A 20,832-nucleotide genomic window follows, 5' to 3' on the forward strand; every position below is an offset into this window, starting at 1 on the left:
CAAGTCTGCTTTCGACAATAACGGGTTAGAAGCTCATCTCGTCATAGACGCGCGACACATCGCCGCCCCATTCGCCGTGATATTTCTCCAGCAACACTTCTGCGACGGTTTTGCCGCTGACGACGATTTCGCGCAGCGGGTCGAGATAGCCGGTTTCATTGTCACCGCTGGCGTTCAGGCAATTGCGCGCTGCCAAGCCGGATGAGGAGATATCGAGAATACGTCCCGCCAAATCCAGCAGCTTGCCACCGCCCGGTATCGCGGCGTTCAGGCCTTGGGCTGGCACCGCACTGCGCAGGGCCTCGCGCTCTTCCATCGTCCAATGCTTGACCTCGTCCCATGCGGCATCCAAGGCGCCTTGATCGTAGAGCAAGCCGACCCAGAAAGCAGGGAGCGCGCAGATACGGTTCCACGGGCCGCCGTCGGCACCGCGCATTTCGAGGAAGCTTTTCAACCGCACTTCGGGGAAGGCGGTGGACATATGGTCTTCCCAATCGCTGACCGTCGGCTTTTCGCCCGGTAGCACTGACAATTCGCCCTTTAGGAAGTCGCGGAAATCAAGACCTGATGCATCGATATATTTGCCGTCGCGATAGACAAAATACATTGGCACCTTGAGCATATAATCAACATATTGTTCATAGCCGAAATTGGCGTCGAATACGAACGGCAACATGCCCGTGCGTTGGGGGTCTGTGTCGGACCAGATATGGCTGCGATAGGAGAGGAACCCGTTTGGCTTGCCTTCCAAAAATGGCGAATTGGCGAACAAAGCGGTAGCAAGTGGTTGCAGCGCGAGTGATGTCCGGAATTTATGCGCCATGTCGGCTTCGCTGGCATAATCGAGATTGACCTGAATCGTGCAAGTCCGCAGCATCATATCGAGGCCCATGCTGCCGACGCGCGGCATATGACGCAGCATGATGTCATACCGCCCCTTGGGCATGATCGGCAGTTCCGCGCGCGTCTTGTCGGGCCACAGCCCCAACCCTAAAAAGCTGGTATTCGTCTTGTCGCCAATGGCCTTAACCTGCTTCAAATGCCGCCCGGTTTCAGCGCAGGTTTGGTGCAGGTTTTCAAGCGGTGCGCCCGACAATTCCAGTTGCCCGGCAGGCTCAAGACTGATGGCGCCGTCGCTGCCGCTCATCGCGATAACTTTGCCATTTTCGTACACAGGTTCCCAACCAAATTCGGTCATCGCCATTAACAAATCGCGAATACCGCCCGGTTCGTCATAAGATGGCGCGTGATGATCGCTGCGATTATACACAAATTTTTCATGCTCGGTGCCAATGCGCCAGCGGTCCTTGGGCTTTTCACCCTTGGATATTGCGGCGACCAATTGATCGCGTGATTCGATGACGGGATCGACGCGGTTGGAAACGGTTTTTGTGCTCATGGCGGCGGTTTAGAAATGTCGCGGCGATATTGCCAGCAGATTCATTTTATGACATTATTGTTGCAATATTGTCTCCGACGGCATGCGCTGATATGGCTTTACGCCGCCCAGTCGCCATTCTTGGCCATCCAAACCGATATTGCCGCAACCGCAGCGGTGTCCGCCCGCAATATACGCGGGCCAAGCGATACGGGCCGTGCGTTTGCATGCGCGCGAATCAAGGCATTTTCGTTATCGGTGAAGCCGCCCTCCGGCCCGATCAGCAGGGCCGCTGGTCCAGCGCTTATCGCCTCCAACATCGGCGCGCCGCCACGTTCATCGCAGAAGTATAATATCCGGTCGCTGGGCCAATCCTTCAGCACCGCGTCCAGTTTCGTCAGCGGCGCAATCTGCGGTAAGGCGGTGCGTTCGCATTGTTCGGCCGCCTCAATCATATGCGCGCGCAGGCGATCATCCTTCACCTTATCCACCACGCAGCGCGCGGTTAGCACAGGCACAAAGCGCGCCACGCCCAATTCGCACGCCTTTTCGGCGATCCAGTCAAAGCGATCCTTTTTGATCAGAGCTTGGACAAGCCACAGATCAGGCGTCGTTTCGCGTCCGCGCAGTTTAGCCTCGACGGTCAGGTCAAGGTCGCGTTTGCTTATGTTGGTGACAGTGGCAAGATATTCGCCCGAAATATCGTCAAACAATTTAACCGGCGCACCTTCTTTCAGGCGCATCACACCGATCAGATAATGCGCGCTATTGCCCGAAATGTTCAGGGTCGCGCCAAGCGCCAACACTTGTTCCACAAACAAGCGCGGCGTTGATTTTGGGGGCCAGGCGGGGGTTGCGGGCATGGCTTGCCTCTACCTGCAAAAGCGGGCGGCGTCATCTGCGAACTTATACGGATGTAACTTCGCAGATGACGCGCCGAATAAATTTTGGCAGGGCCTTTGCCATGACGTCTAAACTTGTCCCCGACAGCGAATTTACTGGCATCATTGCCCTGTTGCCGGTGAAGCTGCGCGCTTTGGTGCTTTTGGCGCGGTTGGATCGTCCGATTGGCTGGTGGTTGTTATTCTGGCCCTGTATATTCGGGCTGGCGCTTTCGGGCGGGCTGATTGCGCGTTGGGACCTTGCACTGTGGATGCTGCTGGGCGCAATCGTCATGCGCGGGGCAGGGTGCGTATATAATGACATTGTCGACCGCGATCTGGACGCGCAAGTCGCGCGCACGGCGTCGCGGCCATTACCAAGCGGTGATATCGGTGTGCGCGGCGCGTGGGTGTTTCTGCTTGGCTTATGCGCTTTTGGCTTGCTGGTGCTGGTGCAGCTTCGGTGGGAGGCGCAGATTGTCGCGGTGAGCAGCGTCCTTCTTGTCGCGGCCTACCCCTTTATGAAGCGCATTACTTGGTGGCCACAAATCTGGCTGGGGCTGGTGTTTAGCTGGGGCGCGTTGGTCGGCTGGGTCGCGATCATGGGGCAAGCCAATGTGGCGATGCTCTGGCTCTATGCAGGTTCGATATTCTGGGTCGTTGGCTATGATACGATCTATGCCATGCAAGACCGCGAAGATGACGCCTTGGTCGGGATTAAATCGAGCGCCCTGCGGCTGGGCGGCAGCGTCCGGTTGGGCGTGGCGGCATTCTATGTTTTGACGATTCTGGGATGGGGCATGGCGATTTGGAGCGTTCGACCCGAAAAGCAGGCGTTGGTCGCGCTCCTGCCGGTCGCCTTTCATTTGGGCATGCAAGTCGTATCGCTGAAATCCGATGGCAGCAACGCGCTTGGCCATTTCCGTTCAAACCGCGTGGCAGGGTTGCTTGCCGCGCTTGCCTTTTTGGTCGTTGGTGCGGCTGGTCAATATTAGGGAGAGAAAAATATGGAACATCGTCGCATCGGCAAAAGCGCCATTTACGTGTCCGACATTTGCATGGGCACCATGACCTTCGGGTCGCAAACCGATGAGGCGGAGGCGCACCGCATTCTCGACAAATGTCTGGATGCAGGCATCAACTTTTTCGACACCGCCGAAGGCTATCCCGTGCCGCCGGACATTAAATGGGTTGGCCGGACCGAGGATATTGTCGGGCGCTGGATGAAGGGGAAGAATCGCGACGCCATCATCATGGCAACCAAGGTTTCCGGCCCCAGCCACACGTGGTTCAAATCGCCCAAGCGCGGCGGCATGACGACGCTGGACCGCCACAATATCATCACCGCAGTCGAAGAAAGCCTGCGCCGTTTGCAGACCGATTATATCGACCTGTATCAAACGCATTGGCCCGACCATGGCCTTGCTTATGACGAAACGATGGAGGTGCTCGATGAGCTGGTGCGGTCGGGCAAGGTCCGCGTGCTGGGTTGTTCGAATGAGACAAGCTATGGCCTGATGAAGTCGCTGGCGACGTCGGAACGGCTGGGCGTGGCCCGTTACGAGAGCATCCAGAATAATTTTTCCATCAATAATCGTCGGTTTGAGGATGAGCTAAAGCAAGTCTGCCGCCAAGAGGGCATATCGTTGCTGCCATATTCGCCGCTGGGTGGCGGCGTGTTGTCAGGCAAATATCTCGACGGCGCCCGCCCCGAAGGCGCGCGTTTCTCCCGCTATCTCGAAATGGCCGGATCACGTCAGGTCGAAATGGCGCAGCGTTTTGCGGGCCCCCGCGCATTGGAGAGCACGATGCGGATTGTTGCGATTGCGCAAGAGGCAGGCATGTCGCCGGTGACGCTGGCAACGGCTTGGTCGAAACAGCATGATTTTGTCGCGTCGACAATGGTGGGCGTGAGCAAGGAAGAGCAGCTCGACGACATCTTTGCGGCGATTGACCTAAAGCTGAGCGATGAGGTGATGACCGCAGTGCACAAGGTGACGAAAGAGATATTATACCCGATGGGGTGAGGGGTAGGCGGGTGCCGAAACGCCTCGTCATTTGGACTAAAAAACCTCGTCATTCCCTATAAAAACCTCGTCATTCCCGCCTACGCGGGAATGACGAACTGAAAGCAAGTGGAAGGACTGCGATAGCAGGGAAACCAAAACCGAAGCTATTAAAGGGATTACGCACCCGTCACTGGAATTCCTGTTAACATAACTCCCTTTCGTCATCCTGAACTTGTTTTGGCTCTGCCAGCCTACGGCTCCAGGATAACAGGCGACGGTTTTTTGTTATCCTGAAACAAGTTCAGGATGACGATGGGGTATGTTCAGGATGACGATGGGGTATGTTCAGGGTGACGATGGGGGTATGTTCAGGATGACGCGTAAGGGATGACGGGTAAGGATGACGGGTAGGTGGGTGCAATTGGACGGCCCCATTGAGACAGGTTCAAGCTCAATAAAAATTTGTGCGGCAACGTGGTGTTACCCCCCCTAACCCATAATCTCCGCCTGCGCGTAGCCCAAAGCTTCGCCCAAAGCCTGCAAACGCCGCAACACGCTATTCGACTGCAACCGCACCGCCGAGCCGCTCAAGTGCAGCCGTAACGTCGCGCCGTCGCCGTCGATGCGGCTGTCGGGTAATGCGCCGCCGGTGCCGCCGTCGAGGCGGTGGGCCAAGCGGATGGCGAGGCCCCAGATGACCGCTTGGGCCAGCGCGCCGGGCGTGGCCAAGGCGGCCAGCATTTCGGGCAAGGTCCGCTTTCCGGCGTGCACCGTCCATAAGGCGGCGGCGATGACCGCGCGGTCGCTGGCGCTGACGCCGGGCCAACTGCCGTCCAATGCAAGGTCAAGCGCATGGTCGGCGCGATGTTCGGGGTTCACGTTCCACACGCTGTCGGACAGCAAGCACGCCGCGCGGCACAGCCTAGCGTCATGCGCGCTTTGCCCGGCAAAGACGGGCGCAATCCATTCGGCAAGCGCGTCGCCATGAAAGGGAAAACGGCCCAGCCGCTCACCTTCAAAGCGGGCCGCCGCGATCAACGGGTCTTGGTGGCGCTCATCTGCGGTCAGTTGTTCATACAACAAGCCCTCACGCAGGCCGTAAATGCTTGTTACAAGCTTGCGGGGCTTGAACAGCCCGATTATGCCACTCAACAACGCCGTCGCCCCGGGTAGTTCCGAAATACGGCCCGTAGCGATCACGTTCGACCGCGTCAGGGCGTCGCGGTCTTGCGCAAGCGGCGTGAGCAATTCAGGTGCCTCGGGCGGCATTTCATAATTGGCGAGGATGGTCAGTGGATAGCCGGTTGCATGCATGTGCAGCCGTGCAAAACTGCGCCACGAACCGCCGATCATGTAGAAGGGCAGGCCAGCCTCTATCGGAAAGGCGTTTTTGCCCATCGTCTTTGCAATATCATCGCGCAGCATTTGCGTGATTTGCTTGGGCGATTTTCCGGTCAATATGCCATGCCGCAATGTGCCCAGCGGCAAGGATATGCGCGCGCCCAATTTGCCGTCGGCTATGCGGATAAGTTCAAGGCTGCCGCCGCCCAGATCGCCGACATAGCCATTGGCGAGAGGATTGTCGCTGAGCACGCCATAGCCCGCCGCTGTGGCCTCAGCATCGCCGTCCAGCACATCGACGCGGATGCCCAAGGCGGCGGCCTTGTCGACCAATTCCTGACCATTTTTCGCTTCACGCGTTGCGGCGGTGGCGACCACGCGCATGCTGTCGACCTTCATCGCGCGGGCCAGCGTTTCAAAGCGGGCCAAGGCGGCCAGCGCCTTTTTCATCGTCGCTTTGTCAATTTCGCCGTCGCCTGCAAGGCAGGCGCCCAGTTTTACCCGGCTTTTTTCATTGTAAATGGGCAAAGGCGCACGCGGCGCGCCTGCATATACCACGAGCCGGACAGTGTTGGAGCCAATATCAATGACGGCCTGACGCACCGCCTTCATCTTTGTCGGACGAGGCTCAAAGTTGGAACCTTCTTGTCATCCGCAAGCGCGCCTCCGCGTCCTGAAAGCGACGCATTGGTCATGAAATAATGATGCAGATTAAATGGCATGCTACCCGCTTTTACCCTTTCATAGCGTCCGTCCGAACGCAGCATCCAGCTTTGCTGGTTGTCGAGCAGGTTTGCAACCATAACCTGATCAAGGATCTGGTCATGGACGGTAGGGTTCTCAATTGGCAGCATATATTCGACGCGGCGGTCGAAATTGCGCGACATCCAGTCCGCCGAGGAGATGAAGACTTTTGCGTCCCGATTGGGCAGATCAGCGCCATTGCCCATCGCCCAGATGCGGCTATGTTCCAGGAAACGGCCAACCACAGACTTGACGCGGATGCGCGATGACATGCCCTTGACCCCCGGTCGCAGGCAACAAATGCCGCGCACCACAAGGTCGATTTCCACACCGGCCTCGCTTGCCTCATATAATTTGTCGATCACGGCCTTATCGACCAGCGAGTTGACCTTGGCCCAAACCGCGCCGGGTCGCCCAGCGGCAACATGGGCGATTTCATCGTCGATCAACGACATGACTTTTTCCCGCAGGCCAAGCGGGCTCATGGTCAACAGCTTCAAATCCGTCGGGGGGATATAGCCCGTGATATAGTTGAAAATCTGTCCGGCATCATGGCCGACGCGCGGGTCGGCGGTAAAGAAGCTGATGTCAGTATACACTTTGGCGGTGATCGGGTGATAATTGCCCGTGCCCAAATGGCAATAGGTCCGGAAACCATCCGCCTCACGCCGGACGACCAATGAAATTTTGGCATGCGTTTTCATATCGACAAAGCCGTAGACCACTTGAACGCCGGAATTTTCCAACTGCGACGCCCAATGCAGATTTTGCTCTTCGTCAAACCGGGCCTTTAATTCGACAATCGCGGTGACCGATTTTCCGGCCTCGGCGGCTTCGCATAAGGCGCGGATCACGCCCGATTGCTTGCCAGCGCGATACAATGTCTGTTTAATGGCGACAACGTCGGGGTCCAGCGCGGCCTGTTGCAGGAAGGCGAGCACCACGTCGAAGCTTTCATATGGGTGGTGAATGACGATGTCTTTTTGGCTGATCGCCGAAAAACAATCGCCATCATGTTCCAATATGCGTTCGGGAAAGCGCGCAGAATAAGGCGGGAATTTCAGCGTTGGGCGGTCTTCGTCGACCAATTGGTTCAAATCGCCAATACCCAAGAAACCGACGGTTTCGACCACGATAGACGCGCCTGCGCCAAGTTCGGTGCGGATCAACGTGGCCAATTCGCTTGGCAGGCCTTTTTCCAGCTTCAGCCGGATAATCCGCCCGCGACGGCGGCGCTTGATCGCGCTGCGGAAATAGCGGACGAGGTCTTCGGCCTCTTCCTCCACTTCAATATCACTGTCGCGGATAATGCGGAATGCGCCAGCGGCGATCAGCCGATAATCGGGAAACATCTGGCCCACGAAATGCTTGATGAGCGCCTCAATGGTTACAAAACGCGTGCCGGGGCCAGGTAGTCGAACAAAGCGGGCCAGCGATTGCGGGATCAAGACCAATTGTCTTACGACTTCATTATCATCCTTGCGGCGCATATCGAATATCAGGCTAAGGCCTTGATTGGGGATGAAGGGAAATGGGTGGGCGGGGTCCAACGCTTGCGGGGTAAGCACCGGCAAGATTTGTTCGCGAAAATATGTGCCTACTTGCGCCTGTAAGTTTTTGCCCATGGCGGATGGTTGAACGATCTTAATGCCCGCTCTGGCCAATTCCCCCATCAGCTTGCGCCACAGCTTCTGTTGCTGGATCATCAACCGGTCAGCCGCGGCAACGGTGTCGGCAAGCTGCTCGGATGGCGTGCGGCCATCAATCGACAGCTCTAAAATCTGCCGTTGCTGCTGCCCGCGCAGACCCGCCACGCGGACCATGAAAAATTCATCAAGGTTTGTGCCCGAAATCGACAAAAAGCGCAGGCGCTCCAGCAACGGGTGCGCTGGGTTCGACGCCTCTTCCAACACGCGCTCGTTAAATTTTAACCATGACAGCTCGCGGTTAAAATAACGCGCATCAGTTGGTGTTTTTCGAGCTTTCAAACTGCTTGGAGCTGTCAGGGGCTTCACCAAAAATATTCCTTCTTCATCAATAAAGGTTCGGTGCCATGGAAACATTGCATATTTACGGCAGCAGAAAGGCTAACTGTAACAGTATCCCGACAAAATTGTCATTGCTTATATATCAAAAAGTGACACCTCCTACCTATAGGAAAATTGGCATCTTCACGGGCTAAATATATGCAAACGCGTTCTACACATGCACGAAGACTTTCATGCAACGCGATGTTTTGTGGCGCAGATTTTAGTTGATGGATAATGCCAATCTGAACATGATGAAGCAGGAAAGCCATAGCCTAGCTGGTCAGTTGCCACAGAAATGGTCGGCAGGCAAAACCAGCTTAAGGCTTGGCTATTCCCGTTGTTCCGCCGATCAGGTGAACACCGAGTTTGAGGTTGATTTTGACCGCAGCTTCGACGCATATGGTTTGGTCAGGTAAAGAGCAGGTCCAGATTCCAGATTATGGTCCAATTCACAATCTAATGCATAAACAGCTCCTCCTTGTGCCATTATTGCTCACAGGTTGCGCTTCGACGCAGCCGGTGATGAGTCTGTTGCCCACGGCGTCGGTTACGGCCAAGGTCGAGACGCAGCCGGTTGCGACGATGGAGGATGCGGCGGATGATCCTGCGATTTGGCGCAATGCCGCCAATCCAGCGCAAAGCCTGATCATCGGCACGGACAAGCGCGCGGGCATTCATGTCAATGATGTGCAGGGGCGTCAGGTCAGTTTTACGCCGTCGCCGCGCCTCAACAATGTCGATCTGCGCGATGTCGGAGGCAGCATCGGTGTCCTCGTGGCGGCCAGCGACCGTCAGGACCTTGCGCAGGCACAGATGGCGTTGTTCCGGCTGGACAGTGCGGCCCGCAAACTTGTGCCTTTGGTTACCCTGCCTGTTGGGGCTGGCGAGGCCTATGGCATGTGCTTGTGGCAACGCGCTAGCGACAAGGCATTGTTCGGCTTTGTCGTGCTTAAAGATGGCCGCATTGATCAGGTCGCGATTGATGTAAGCGGCCCTGTTCCCAGAGGCAAAGTCGTGCGCAGTATGAAATTGGGTACACAGTCCGAAGGCTGCGTCGTCGATGACCGCACCGGCATTTTATATGTCGCCGAAGAAGATGTCGGCCTGTGGAAATTTGACGCCGCGCCCGATGGTTCCAATGTCCCCACGGCTATTGCCAAGGCCGATGGCAAGGAAATCGTGATGGATGCCGAAGGCGTCGCCCTGGCTCCATCCGGCACCGATGGCGGCTATGTCATCGTATCGAGCCAAGGCGACAATGCCTATGCCGTCTTTAAATTGCCTGAGGCCAATTATGTGGGCCGTTTCCGCGTCAATGACGGGGCCATTGACGGCGTTCAGGAAACCGACGGCATAGAATTGATGCTGGGTGATTTTGGCCCTGACTTTCCGGACGGGCTTTTTGTCGTGCAAGATGGCGACAACCGCCCCGCGACCCAGAATTTCAAGATCGTCGATTGGGCCGAAATCAAACGCGCACTTGGGCTTTAGCGGCAACTTGGTCTAGACAGTTTCTGTTGCTTCGCGCATGGAGACTGCATGTCTATATGGTTTCACGAAAAGCTTGATCTTGCCGCGCTGACTGCGGGTAGCGCGCATTGCATGCCCGGTTTTGTCGGTATCGAATTCGTCGATTATGGAGACAATTGGATCAAGGCGCGCATGCCCGTCGATGCACGCACGAAGCAGCCTTATGGGCGGCTTCATGGCGGCGCATCTGTGGTTTTGGCCGAAACGGTGGGTTCCACGGCGGCGGCTATGACCGTGGACCCCAGCAAGTTTGCGACCGTGGGCATGGAAATCAACGCCAACCATATTCGCCCCGTGAAGGACGGCTTTGTTTTTGCCACGGCCATGTCGGAATCGATTGGCCGCACGACGCAAATCTGGTCAATCCGGATAGAGGATGAAGCCGGAAAGCTGGTCTGCATCTCGCGCATCACGATGGCTGTCATCGCCACTGACCGTGCATAAATTATTGCGTAAAACAGAGTAAGCGTGCACGGACCGTCAGAATATGACACCGTTAGACAGAATTTGGGGTTTAGGCGCATGTCGCTTCGTTATGTAAGAGAATTTAAGGGCTTCGCAGGCATCAGGCTTGAGGCCGACGATATTGGGTCTGCCGATGACCCGTCCATTGTCCTGCTGCATGGCTTTGGCCAGACCCGCAAAGTGTGGGAAGATGTGGCCATTGGTTTGGAACAGGCCGGACGCCATGTCATCAATGTTGACCTGCGCGGCCATGGCGGCAGCGAATGGCCATCTGACGGTCGTTATGACTTCAACGCGTATGTCGAAGATTTGCGCGCAGTCTTGGGCCAAATGCGGACGCGTCCCGTCGTTGTCGCGGCGTCGCACAGCGCGTGGATTGCGACAATGGCCTTGGCCGAAGATGCCGCGACCTTGGCATCAGGCTTGATATTTGTCGATCCGCCGGCGGACCATGATGCAAAGGCGGTGCGCGCGGCGGCAGACCGCATGTCCGCGGCGCTTGGGCAGGGGTTGAATCGCGCGGATTATGACAATGCTATTTTTGCCGCGTTCGACACCAATGACATCGGGGAAGCACTGACCGAAGCCGCGTCGCACATTGCGGTACCGTCGCTGGTCATTCGTGGTGCCTTAGGCCAAGTTGACCCAGATAGTGCGCAACCGGCTTTTGTGGACAGCCTGCTGAATGTTGAGGCCATTGACGTTGATGGTGGCGGCTTGTTGATTATGGCGGAACGGGCGGAAGCGTTTAACGGGCTACTCATCGACTTTTTGGAGCGCAAGCAACCGCGCTTTATTCCCGAATATCGTTCCGGATCCGACGCGCGGACATTGCGGGATGCCATGGGGTGTTTTGCGACAGGTGTGACGATCATCACCGCGCATGACTCGGATGGAAAGCCTGTCGGCTTGACCGCCAACAGCTTCACCAGCGTGTCGCTCGACCCGCCATTATTGCTGGTGTGCATCGCCAATAATTCCGGCAGCGCAGAGGTTTTGCGCGGCATTGACGATTTCGCCGTCAACGTGCTGCAAATCGGGCAGCAGCCCGTTTCCAACCTGTTCGCCGGGAAAAGTGAGGATCGCTTTGCCGGAACGCGGTGGGAAGTCGGCGAATATGGCGCGCCGATTTTACCAAGCTCGCTTGGCATGTTTGAATGCAAACGCCATGCCTTGCATGAAGCTGGCGACCATTTCATTCTGGTCGGTCGCGTCGAAAAAGCGAGCTTTGAACCGCGCCGTGACCCGTTGCTCTACTTTCGGGGCAAATACCGCCGCCTGCACTTTACCTAACCCGTCCTTGTGTTGACTCAAGGCTGCCGATGACCTAATCTGGTTGCAAATGTAACCATTTTTTGCAGGAGCGTGCCTATGACCGATTTGTTCGAAAACCCGTTGGGACTCGATGGGTTCGAATTCATCGAGTTTTCTGCGCCGGAAAAAGGCCTGCTGGAACCTGTGTTTGAACGCATGGGTTTCAGCCGCATCGCGCGGCATCGGTCGAAGGATGTCGACCTGTGGCGTCAAGGCGAAATCAACCTGATTGCCAATTACGAGCCGCAAAGCCCTGCCGCTTATTTCGCGGCAGAGCATGGTCCTTCGGCGTGCGGTATGGCGTTTCGGGTGAAGAATGCGCGTATGGCCTATGACGCAGCGATTGCGCGTGGCGCGGAACCGGTTGAAACGCGCACCGGCCCTATGGAACTGCGCTTGCCCGCCATTCGCGGCATTGGCGGCGCGATGATCTATCTTGTGGATCGCTATGGCGACGCCTTGTCGATTTATGATATCGACTTTGATTATCTGCCCGGTGTGGACCGCAACCCCGTCGGCGCTGGTTTTAAGATCATCGATCATCTGACGCACAATGTCTATGGCGGACGCATGGCGCATTGGGGCGGCTTTTACGAACGCGTTTTCAACTTCCGCGAAATCCGCTATTTCGATATTAAAGGCGAATATACCGGCCTCACCAGCCGCGCGATGACTGCGCCAGATGGTAAAATCCGCATTCCGTTGAACGAAGAAGGCAAGGCGGGGGGTGGCCAGATTGAGGAATATCTGCGCGCCTATAATGGCGAAGGCATTCAGCATATAGCCTTTTCCTGTGATGATTTGCCGGCGTGCTGGGACCGGTTGAAAGCGTTGGGCACGCCATTCGCACCGCCGCCGCCCAAGGCTTATTATGACATGCTCGAGGAACGCTTGCCGGGCCATGGCGAGCCAGTCGACGCGCTGCAGTCGCGTGGCATCTTGCTCGACGGGTCGACGCAAGATGGCGACCCGCGCTTGCTGTTGCAGATATTCTCGCAAACCATGATTGGCCCTGTCTTCTTCGAATTTATTCAGCGCAAGAAAGACGAGGGCTTTGGCGAAGGCAATTTTACTGCCTTGTTCAAAAGCATTGAGCGCGACCAGATTGAACGCGGCGCGTTGCAAGTCGAGCCTGTCGCATGACCGCGCCCGTAAAGCTCGAACGAATCCACCATGTTGCCTATCGCTGTAAGGACGCAAAGGCGACGGCGGATTGGTATGCGCATGTGCTGGGCATGGAATTCACCACCGCCTTTGCCGAGGATCATGTGCCGTCGACGGGCGCATATGACCCTTATATGCACATCTTCTTGGATTGCGGCGGGGGCAATGTCATCGCTTTCTTTGAACTGCCGAACCAGCCCGAAATGGGTAAAGACCCCAATACCCCGGCCTGGGTGCAACATATCGCGTTTGAGGTTGCGGATCTGGATGCGTTGTTGGCGGCCAAGGCGCATATTGAGGCGCAAGGCATAGATGTGGTCGGCCCGACCTTTCACGGCATATTCCGGTCGATCTATTTCTTTGACCTTAATGGCCACCGATTGGAGCTTGCCTGCAACATCGGCACGGCGCAGCAGCATGCCGAATTAAAACGCGTCGCGCCGTTGATGCTGCAGCAATGGAGCGAGACCAAAAAAGCCCCGCGCCATGCCGATTGGCTGCATGTTGATCCGGATAAGCAGGCATAATCTGTCACCGCGGCGCAGGCTGGCATCTGAGGTTCAGAACGCAAAATTGGCAGGCACGCGCATTGGACGGACACATGCTGCGGGTTCAGCATCAACCCGCGAAATGTACCAAAGCGGCTATTATCATGTTTTGCGGCGCGCGAAATTGACCTAATGCTTGGCGAAGGCTGGTGCCGTCTCAGGCATGTGCCAAAATACGATGATCACGCATAATGCGACACATGCGATCATTGCGCCGGGAGCAGCGGCCCATCCACTGTTGGTCACCAATAGATGCGCAACCAAAGGGGTAAGACCCCCGAATATGGCCGTTGCGGTTGTCGCGCCCAATGCAAGGCCGCTGAGCCTTCCCTCGCCGGGAAATTGCTCGGCAGTCGTGACTGCGCCGACGGCGCTCACTGCTCCGCCGAGTGCAGCCAAAACAATTGCGCCAGTCCAAGTCGCAGTTCCACCGCTTACCATTGCGGCAAAGATGGTAGTTGGCAATATTATGCTGCCAAGTGCGAGCGCCAGCAATGTAGGACGACGACCAAAACGGTCGGATGCAATCCCTATTATGGGGGTCACCAGAATAACCGTCAGCGCGGCCAAGACCGAGATCGACAGAGCGCGCGTCTCCGGCATGGTGCCAGTGGCATCAAGGAATGTCGGCACATAAGTGATGCCGACATAATAAGTGATTGAACCCAGCGCCGAGATCGCAAAGCCGCGTCCAATCGCGCCACGGTGTCGTTTCAGGGTCTGCCGGATCGGTTTTTCCGGCACGGTGCCAGCATCACGCTGGCGAAGAAACTCAGGCGTTTCTTCCAAAGTTGCGCGGGTTATCAGGACCAAGCCGGCAAGCGCTGCGCCGAACAGGAAGGGCAGGCGCCATCCCCATGAGACAAGCGACTCCTCGGGCACAGCCCAAACGGTCAGCGCCGCGGCGGCGGCCGCGAGCAGCGCGCCGATCTCGCTTGCCGCTGATGCGCAGCTGGTAATCAATCCACGCCGACTGTCTTTCGCGCCTTCCAACAAGTAAGCGACGACGCCAGTATACTCGCCGCCAACCGAAAACGACATTAAACAACGCAGCGCGATCAGCAGCACGCCGGCAAGCGGACCAATCTGCGCATAAGTCGGCAGCATCGCGGTCGCGAGCATCGCTACGGTCATCACAGACATCGAACCCAGCATCGTCAACCGCCGCCCCATCCGATCACCAAAATGCCCAAAAACGAGCGCTCCGACTGGCCGCATCAGGTAAGCGATCGCAAAGCCGCCGAGCGTTTCTATCATCGACTGCGGGCCTGTTCCAAAAAACACGCGCGCCAGTACCGTTGAAAAATACAGATATAGTGTGAAATCATACCATTCAACAACGGTCGAAAGGCCAGCGACAATCATGGATCGCCGCGACATCGGCGCGCGCAAAGCAGAAGAAGCAATGGGCGCATTTGGGTAAAGGATTTTAGCCACGAGGCAAGTTGGCGATTTTTGCGGCTGGTGACAAGGTCCCTTGGTCCGTCCGTCAGCTTATGATTGGTAACATCTGGGCCGAAGGCGGACGGTCTGGTTTTGTCAGTGGATCGCTGGATAGCTGCCGTGTTGGCGGATTCGAACGCTTGGAGGCTGTGGCTAAACCCTAGCTCCTTAATCGCTCCATTTTTGTGTTGCGCAACATTTTGGGACGACCTCAAGCACAGAGGCGAGCTCTAGCACTGAGACCAATAATGAGGATGATGACAATGCTGCGAGCGCAGGTGGCCAGCCAGCGAAGCCAAAAAGATAGGAAGACAATTCCCGGATACAGGCTTTAGGCTTCTAAAAAGACGATGAAAGAACCCAAATGATAAGAACTTTAACGCTTCTGCTTTTTGCAAACTTTGCCATTATCGCCGCAGCCAGTGCCGCCGATCCAATTGAAAAAACGGATCAAGTTGGTGACTGGACCGTACGCTGTGTTTCGCGTGCTGCATTACCGCCATGCGAGATAGTACAAGCGGTAAAACGTAAGGATGTTGAGCAAAACATTCTACAATTTTCACTCTCATACGCCGGTACAGACGATCGCTACGCAATTCAGTTTATGTTGCCACTTGGCCTTTTTATTCAAGGAGAAGCATTGGTACGTCTCGACGATAAGACAGACCTTAACGGCTACGTCTTTACACGTTGCGAGCCACAAGGATGTTTTATCGATAGGTTGACAACGCGCGCGGATTTGAACCCGTTCTTTGCCGCAAAAAAGGGCATTGTTGCGGCAAGGCAGACAAATGGCCAAACGCTGGTCGCACCAATTTCCTTTGAAGGGTTCGGCGACGCTGTGAAGATGATGGTCGCCAAAAATGAGGCTTGGGCGAAAGCACAAGGGGTTAAAAAATAGAGAGCTTGCGGTATTCATCCGTTCCTAGGACGCCCACTTTCCTGCGTCTGTTTTTGTATTTGATGGATAGAACATCGTCTATGTCGCAACTTGGGTCTGAAATGTTGACGCTCCGCCGTAGAACCGGGCAGTCCGCTCCCAGCTCATCTCATGCCGTTCTGCTATTCGCCCAACGTCCGTCATTCGGGGACTTGTCAGAATCGTGCAAAAGCGGCCGTTAATTCGCCACAACAAATTGGCAGCAATGGTAGTGGTTGGTGATTAAATGTTTAACTTTGCTGAACCAGTGAGCGCGAAAAGAATTAAGCACGCAGTGGCATTGCCGCGCCACTGATCACTGCCGCGTCATCTATTTGTCACTTTGAGTTAGTAACCGACGCCAAAGAATCACGGGGACAATGCAATGACTTTTAAAAATCAGGCCATCACAGTTCTTCTCGCATCGACATGCGCCGCTTGCCCCACCTTTGCTGTTGCGCAAGAAGCTGAAGAACAGATTACCGTCACTGGCTTTCGCGCCCAGAACCGGCTTGCAGTTCAGTCCAAGCGATCGAGCGAGCTGGTGGCCGAGTTCCTAAAAAGCGATGATATAGGTCAGCAGCCTGATTATAACATCGCCGACAGTTTCCGCCGCCTGCCGGGCGTGCAGACGGTGTTTGATGAAGACGAGGGCCGCTACGTGTCGGTGCGCGGACTTAACCCAAGCTATACGGTCGGCTCGTTCGATGGCGCGACAATGGCGACCGCCGAGCGCGGCAATCGCCAGCTCAACCTCGAGGCGATCCCGTCAACCGCGGTTGCTTCGCTCGAAGTCCTAAAATCGCGCACGCCGGAGATTGAAGGCAATGCTATTGGCGGATCGATCAACCTCGTCACACGTTCCGCATTCGACCGGCCGGGACTCTACGTGTTCGGTAACGCTTTCATCGGCACGTCGGATTCGAAAGGGGTGCCCGGTCGCGGCTTTGGACGCAACGGGGACGACGGGCTCAACTACCGTGCCGACGGAACGATCTCGACGCGCTTCGGGCCCGATGGCAATTTCGGCATCCTGGTTTCGGGTTCGTTCAGCCGTAAGCGCCGAGACCAGGAGCGACTGCTTCCGCAGGTGGTGCCAGTAACGACGCCGCAGGTCGGCGCGGGACCGGCTACGACGCCAGCGGGGGCGGGTACCAACCTGTTGTGGTCTAACTATCCCAATTCGGTCGATCGCTATGGCGGCACCGCGAAGCTCGAGGCGCAGCCCGCGCCGGGGCTAGAAGCTTCGATAGCCTACACTTACTTCGCGCAGGACGACAACGAACTGCGTCAATCGCAGCAGTTGCTTAACACTAGTGGCGGCAGCTTCGTGCGCTTCAATGATTTCCCGATCCGCAAGCCGCTGCATGTTGGCCAGGCGAAGCTCGACTATGAGACTGACGATGGCCACGACTTCGCACTACGCGGCTCCTATTCGAAAGCGACCTTCCTTGAGCCGTCAAACGAGACTGCGTTCAACCTGGTCTCGCCAGCGGCAAACTTTAACCTAGGGCTCGATGGCGAATATCCGGTGCTCACCGGCACCAGTCCGCGCGTCGGCGATCCCAGCCAATACCGCTTCACCCAATATCGCCCCTATGAGGACGATTCAACGGACAAGGTGACCGAGGGCCAGTTTGACTATGGCTGGAATCGTGCAAAGGGCGACGATGGCCTAGGATTTGGCACTGGCTTCAAGTATCGTCAGACTATCCGCGACAACCAGCGGACTCAGAATTTCTTCAACCCAGCGGCAGGCGTCGACCTGCGGCTGAGCCAGTTCAACCAAGCAGAGACCTACCGGCCGATTTACGCCGATTTCAACCAGCTTTTCGTCGATTTTCAGAGCTTCCTGACGTTCTTCAACGCCAACCCCGCCAGATTCACGCGCGACGCGGTGGCCAGTAACCGGCAGATCATCGGCGGCGACTGGCGCTTCAAGGAGGATGTCGGCGCAGGCTATGGTCTAATCCGCCACAAGGGTGAACGGCATTCGATTATCGTCGGCGTCCGCTATGAGAAGACCGACGTAGCAGCGACCAGCGTGGTACGGCGCACGGTGACGGGCACAGATCAGTTCACCACGGTGACACGTAACAGCAGCTATGATGACTTTTTGCCCTCTATCACTGGGTTGTACGACGTCACCGACCAACTGCGGCTGCGTGCGGCGTATTTCAAGGGGGTAGGCCGCCCCAACCCCAATTCGGTGGCGGGGCAGGAGTTGATCAACGCCGACGAGTCGATCAGCCGCCCCAACCCTGAGCTCGGCCCGCGCCGCGCCGACAGCTTCGAGGCGAGCGCTGAATATTATCTGCCCGACGAACTCGGCATCGTCGCTGTCGCCGCGTTCCGTAAGAATATAAAAGACGAAATCTACACCTTCGCGTCGCAAGAGACAATCGACGGCGTTGCGCGCACAGTCAGCCAGCCCCGCAACTCCGAGGGTGCGAAAGTCACAGGTTTCGAGGCCAATGTCATCCTCAACAAGCTGAGCTTCCTGCCTTGGGTGTTCAGTGATCTTGGCGTTTCGGGCAACCTGACCTTCTTGAACGGGAAGATCGACATCCGTGATGCGACCGCACGCCGGTCGCTTGACCAATTGCCCGGCCAAGCGGACTTCCTCGCCAACGCGGCGGTGTTTTATGAGCGCGGCCCGCTGCGCGCACGACTGACTTATTCCCACGTCGGCAAGTTCCGCAATTCTGTGAGTGCTTCCGCGCCCGCGAACGACCAGACCACGGCGGCGTTCGAACAGATTGATGCGCAAGCGCGGATCAAACTCATGGAAGGTATCGAAATCATAGGCGAAGCGCGCAACCTGACAAACGCCGCCCGTCTGGTCCTGACCGGGCCTAACCAAAACATCGCGCGCGACATCAATCGCTTCGGACGCCAATACTGGCTGGGCTTGACGTTCACGTGGTGAGCACGTGGCGCGCGGCTCTGGTCGCGGCTGCTACACTGGCAGTGCCTGTCAGCGCGGGAGAGCCGCAGCGCGCCGAGGCAGTAGTGTCGGGGCCGGTGGGGGTGGAACTGTGCCTTGGCAGCGGCGGTGAGCAATGCAGCGTGGCACCTGGGGTCACTTATCGTCGGATCGTGCGCGCCGGACCAACGCCGCTGGTAATGCATGTCGCCGAGGTTGATCTGGCCGCGCCAGGAATTCGCGTCGCGATGACGCCAGCCGATCGCTCGGCGGGGATGGAATATCGTGCGACGCCGGTCAGCACCTATGTTGCGCGCAGCGGCGCGGTGCTGGCGGTCAATGCCAGCTATTTCCTGCCGTTCGTCGGCGGATCGGCGGCAGGTGACAATTTCGTACCACAGCCCAGCGGCGCAGCGGACGCGTCGGGTGCGGTGCTGGCGGGCGGTGAATATGTTTCCAAGGCGGATGCCGTCGACGCGCGGGTCGATTCTATGGCCTGCTTTACTGTCGGCCGGGCGGTGATCGTAGAGGGTCAGGCTTGCCCGGCGGGCTTCCCCGAGGGCGTGTCGGCGGGGCCTCGGCTGCTTAACGCTGGAGCAGAGGTACCGCGCCGACCGATGGGACGCGACGGCGTGTTCCACGGTGCCGTGCCGCTGGCAGGCGAAGCGGCAGCGTTGGCCGAAGCGGCGGCATCTCCAGTGGCACGGGGCGGGGGGCCGCGCACCGCGCTCGGGCTAAACGAAGCAGGCACAAGGCTGTGGCTTGTGGTCGCCGACGGGCGGCAGCCAGGCTATAGCGAGGGTGCGACTAATGCCGACCTGCTCGCGCTGTTTCGCGAGGTCGGCGCGACGCAGGCGATGAGCCTTGATGGCGGCGGATCAGCGACAATGGCGGCAATGGGACCGTCCGGCTCGATCGTCCTCAGTCGGCCGATCCACACTGGCGTACCTGGTCGCGAGCGGCCCGTGGGCAATCACCTTGGTGTGTTCCGTGACGGGATGGCAACGACGGCGCGGTTCGGCGCGCTGCTCCCGCCTAAGGCTGAGCGGGTTGTGGCCCAATATGATGCGGTGCTTGAGCGGATTTACGGCGCAGCTGAGGCGCGGCAGGGGGTTGCGGTCGACGCGACGCATTTCTACGCGGTGGTGAACACTGCAATCGGCAAGTATGAGCGCACGACGGGACGCTTGGCTGCGCGTTGGGCGGGGCCGCGTGGCGGGCTGATTCGCCATCTGAATAGTTGCACCGTATTTGGCGCCCAGCTGGTTTGCGCGCACTCCAACCATCCTGAAGTGCCACACGGATCGTCGGTCGAGATCTTTGATACCGCGACGCTAAATCATGTGGGTAGCGTCAGCCTCGGTAATCGCGACGAGGGATCGTTGACGATCGTTGAGCCAATGGGTGACGGCTGGTTGCTTGGCTTCGCCCATTATTCCGATGAGACCGGCGTTCCCTTTAAGGGGCACGACTATTCGCAGTTGATCAGCACGGATAGCGAATGGCGTCGGCGCGAGGGTTGGCTAATTCCACCATTGATCCGCAAGCGGATGGCACCCCAGGCAGCGTCTGGCGGCGCGATCGGCGACGATGGCCTGCTCTATCTATTCGGCCACACAATGCCAGAAATGTATGTCTTGGCTAGGCCAAAGTCTGGCGCTGAGTTGATCCACGTCGCGACGATCAAGGTCGCTGTGGAAGGGCAAGCGTTCGGCTTCGATCCCTCCGACACGCGGAGGATCTTTGCGATAGATAGGCCGAGCGGAACTGTGCGCGTATTCAAACTGCCGACTGTTGGCGAACTGCCGGTCGATGCTAAATTGTTCGCGCGCCGACTGCCCGGAACTGGCAGCGTCAAATCGGCAATCAAGCCAAGGTAAAATTCATCTCTCCCAGGTCGCTCCGCCAGCCGTCGGCGCCCCCCGCAACCACATCCGCTTGGTTTCCGTCACAAACTCAATTCCAGCATTACGCTCCACCTTGCGTTTGTAAGGCTGTCGAGTATTGGGCTTCGCAACACCGCAACACCTTATAATGCCCATCAGCTGTAACGAACGTGTAATAGCGGATCGATAGTCCCATAAAATCTAGTCTGGACTTAATTTGAGTTTCTCGATTGGCTAGCCAGCGTTTTATCGGG

General features: G+C 57.3%; 17 protein-coding genes. 12 read left to right on the forward strand and 5 right to left on the reverse strand.

The window, feature by feature from the left end; genetic code table 11:
- Positions 1 to 25 precede the first annotated feature (25 nt).
- Positions 26 to 1,399, reverse strand: a complete 1,374-nt coding sequence (locus tag Q0O07_RS09585; protein ID WP_295492928.1) for a glutamate--cysteine ligase — start codon at positions 1,397 to 1,399, stop codon at positions 26 to 28.
- A 98-nt stretch (positions 1,400 to 1,497) separates the two neighbouring features.
- Positions 1,498 to 2,241: a 16S rRNA (uracil(1498)-N(3))-methyltransferase gene (locus Q0O07_RS09590; RefSeq protein WP_295492931.1), complete on the reverse strand. Its 744-nt coding sequence runs from the start codon at positions 2,239 to 2,241 to the stop codon at positions 1,498 to 1,500.
- Between the two features lie 101 nt (positions 2,242 to 2,342).
- On the opposite strand from Q0O07_RS09590, the gene ubiA reads away from it, so the two are divergent.
- Positions 2,343 to 3,254 (forward strand): 4-hydroxybenzoate octaprenyltransferase, encoded by a 912-nt coding sequence (gene ubiA / locus Q0O07_RS09595; protein WP_295492934.1) that lies wholly within the window; start codon positions 2,343 to 2,345, stop codon positions 3,252 to 3,254.
- A 12-nt stretch (positions 3,255 to 3,266) separates the two neighbouring features.
- The gene (locus Q0O07_RS09600) at positions 3,267 to 4,286 is read left to right on the forward strand and encodes an aldo/keto reductase (RefSeq protein WP_295492936.1); all 1,020 of its coding nucleotides are present in this window, start codon (positions 3,267 to 3,269) and stop codon (positions 4,284 to 4,286) included.
- Between the two features lie 471 nt (positions 4,287 to 4,757).
- On the opposite strand, the gene Q0O07_RS09605 is transcribed toward Q0O07_RS09600, so the two are convergent.
- Together Q0O07_RS09605 and Q0O07_RS09610 are read right to left on the reverse strand one after the other, a co-directional pair.
- Positions 4,758 to 6,212, reverse strand: coding sequence for a Ppx/GppA family phosphatase (locus Q0O07_RS09605; RefSeq protein ID WP_295492938.1), 1,455 nt, complete (start codon positions 6,210 to 6,212; stop codon positions 4,758 to 4,760).
- A 5-nt stretch (positions 6,213 to 6,217) separates the two neighbouring features.
- Positions 6,218 to 8,371 (reverse strand): RNA degradosome polyphosphate kinase, encoded by a 2,154-nt coding sequence (locus Q0O07_RS09610; RefSeq protein WP_295492940.1) that lies wholly within the window; start codon positions 8,369 to 8,371, stop codon positions 6,218 to 6,220.
- Positions 8,372 to 8,610: 239 nt separating this feature from the next.
- Between Q0O07_RS09610 and Q0O07_RS09615 the strand changes: the two genes are divergently transcribed.
- From Q0O07_RS09615 to Q0O07_RS09640, 6 genes are all read left to right on the forward strand, one after another.
- On the forward strand, positions 8,611 to 8,799 hold the full coding sequence (locus Q0O07_RS09615) for a hypothetical protein (protein WP_295492942.1): 189 nt from the start codon (positions 8,611 to 8,613) through the stop codon (positions 8,797 to 8,799).
- Positions 8,800 to 8,905: 106 nt separating this feature from the next.
- Positions 8,906 to 9,874, forward strand: a complete 969-nt coding sequence (locus Q0O07_RS09620; RefSeq protein WP_295492944.1) for a phytase — start codon at positions 8,906 to 8,908, stop codon at positions 9,872 to 9,874.
- A 48-nt stretch (positions 9,875 to 9,922) separates the two neighbouring features.
- The gene (locus Q0O07_RS09625) at positions 9,923 to 10,357 is read left to right on the forward strand and encodes a hotdog fold thioesterase (RefSeq protein WP_295492946.1); all 435 of its coding nucleotides are present in this window, start codon (positions 9,923 to 9,925) and stop codon (positions 10,355 to 10,357) included.
- A 78-nt stretch (positions 10,358 to 10,435) separates the two neighbouring features.
- On the forward strand, positions 10,436 to 11,671 hold the full coding sequence (locus Q0O07_RS09630) for an alpha/beta fold hydrolase (RefSeq protein WP_295492949.1): 1,236 nt from the start codon (positions 10,436 to 10,438) through the stop codon (positions 11,669 to 11,671).
- 78 nt (positions 11,672 to 11,749) lie between these two features.
- Entirely contained in the window at positions 11,750 to 12,835 is a 1,086-nt protein-coding gene (gene hppD, locus Q0O07_RS09635; protein ID WP_295492951.1) for a 4-hydroxyphenylpyruvate dioxygenase, read from the forward strand.
- Positions 12,832 to 13,383 (forward strand): VOC family protein, encoded by a 552-nt coding sequence (locus Q0O07_RS09640; protein WP_295492953.1) that lies wholly within the window; start codon positions 12,832 to 12,834, stop codon positions 13,381 to 13,383. The genes hppD and Q0O07_RS09640 overlap by 4 nt, the downstream gene beginning before the upstream one ends.
- Before the next feature lie 150 nt (positions 13,384 to 13,533).
- Here the strand turns inward: Q0O07_RS09640 and Q0O07_RS09645 are convergent, their stop codons facing one another.
- The gene (locus Q0O07_RS09645; protein WP_295492955.1) at positions 13,534 to 14,784 is read right to left on the reverse strand and encodes an MFS transporter; all 1,251 of its coding nucleotides are present in this window, start codon (positions 14,782 to 14,784) and stop codon (positions 13,534 to 13,536) included.
- Between the two features lie 65 nt (positions 14,785 to 14,849).
- On the opposite strand from Q0O07_RS09645, the gene Q0O07_RS09650 reads away from it, so the two are divergent.
- The 4 genes from Q0O07_RS09650 to Q0O07_RS09665 all read left to right on the forward strand — a co-directional run bounded on the left by Q0O07_RS09650 (position 14,850) and on the right by Q0O07_RS09665 (position 20,572).
- Positions 14,850 to 15,011: a hypothetical protein gene (locus tag Q0O07_RS09650; RefSeq protein WP_295492957.1), complete on the forward strand. Its 162-nt coding sequence runs from the start codon at positions 14,850 to 14,852 to the stop codon at positions 15,009 to 15,011.
- 200 nt (positions 15,012 to 15,211) lie between these two features.
- Entirely contained in the window at positions 15,212 to 15,748 is a 537-nt protein-coding gene (locus tag Q0O07_RS09655; RefSeq protein WP_295492959.1) for an invasion associated locus B family protein, read from the forward strand.
- A 403-nt stretch (positions 15,749 to 16,151) separates the two neighbouring features.
- On the forward strand, positions 16,152 to 18,695 hold the full coding sequence (locus tag Q0O07_RS09660; protein ID WP_295492961.1) for a TonB-dependent receptor: 2,544 nt from the start codon (positions 16,152 to 16,154) through the stop codon (positions 18,693 to 18,695).
- On the forward strand, positions 18,692 to 20,572 hold the full coding sequence (locus tag Q0O07_RS09665) for a phosphodiester glycosidase family protein (RefSeq protein WP_295492963.1): 1,881 nt from the start codon (positions 18,692 to 18,694) through the stop codon (positions 20,570 to 20,572). Before Q0O07_RS09660 ends, Q0O07_RS09665 begins: the two co-directional genes overlap by 4 nt.
- The last annotated feature ends 260 nt before the right edge of the window (positions 20,573 to 20,832 follow it).

The sequence above is a fragment of the Sphingorhabdus sp. EL138 genome (assembly GCF_945890115.1).
In the GTDB taxonomy this organism is placed as follows: domain Bacteria; phylum Pseudomonadota; class Alphaproteobacteria; order Sphingomonadales; family Sphingomonadaceae; genus Sphingorhabdus_B.

Bases quoted from the DNA above. Each gene is read 5' to 3' on its own strand.
- Q0O07_RS09590 (WP_295492931.1), bottom strand. From the start codon at position 2,241: ATGCCCGCAACCCCCGCCTGGCCCCCAAAATCAACGCCGCGCTTGTTT.
- Q0O07_RS09645 (WP_295492955.1), bottom strand. From the start codon at position 14,784: ATGTCGCGGCGATCCATGATTGTCGCTGGCCTTTCGACCGTTGTTGAA.
- hppD (WP_295492951.1), top strand. From the start codon at position 11,750: ATGACCGATTTGTTCGAAAACCCGTTGGGACTCGATGGGTTCGAATTC.
- Q0O07_RS09625 (WP_295492946.1), top strand. From the start codon at position 9,923: ATGTCTATATGGTTTCACGAAAAGCTTGATCTTGCCGCGCTGACTGCG.
- Q0O07_RS09660 (WP_295492961.1), top strand. From the start codon at position 16,152: ATGACTTTTAAAAATCAGGCCATCACAGTTCTTCTCGCATCGACATGC.
- Q0O07_RS09585 (WP_295492928.1), bottom strand. From the start codon at position 1,399: ATGAGCACAAAAACCGTTTCCAACCGCGTCGATCCCGTCATCGAATCA.
- Q0O07_RS09630 (WP_295492949.1), top strand. From the start codon at position 10,436: ATGTCGCTTCGTTATGTAAGAGAATTTAAGGGCTTCGCAGGCATCAGG.
- Q0O07_RS09640 (WP_295492953.1), top strand. From the start codon at position 12,832: ATGACCGCGCCCGTAAAGCTCGAACGAATCCACCATGTTGCCTATCGC.
- Q0O07_RS09615 (WP_295492942.1), top strand. From the start codon at position 8,611: ATGGATAATGCCAATCTGAACATGATGAAGCAGGAAAGCCATAGCCTA.
- Q0O07_RS09600 (WP_295492936.1), top strand. From the start codon at position 3,267: ATGGAACATCGTCGCATCGGCAAAAGCGCCATTTACGTGTCCGACATT.
- Q0O07_RS09620 (WP_295492944.1), top strand. From the start codon at position 8,906: ATGAGTCTGTTGCCCACGGCGTCGGTTACGGCCAAGGTCGAGACGCAG.
- Q0O07_RS09655 (WP_295492959.1), top strand. From the start codon at position 15,212: ATGATAAGAACTTTAACGCTTCTGCTTTTTGCAAACTTTGCCATTATC.
- ubiA (WP_295492934.1), top strand. From the start codon at position 2,343: ATGACGTCTAAACTTGTCCCCGACAGCGAATTTACTGGCATCATTGCC.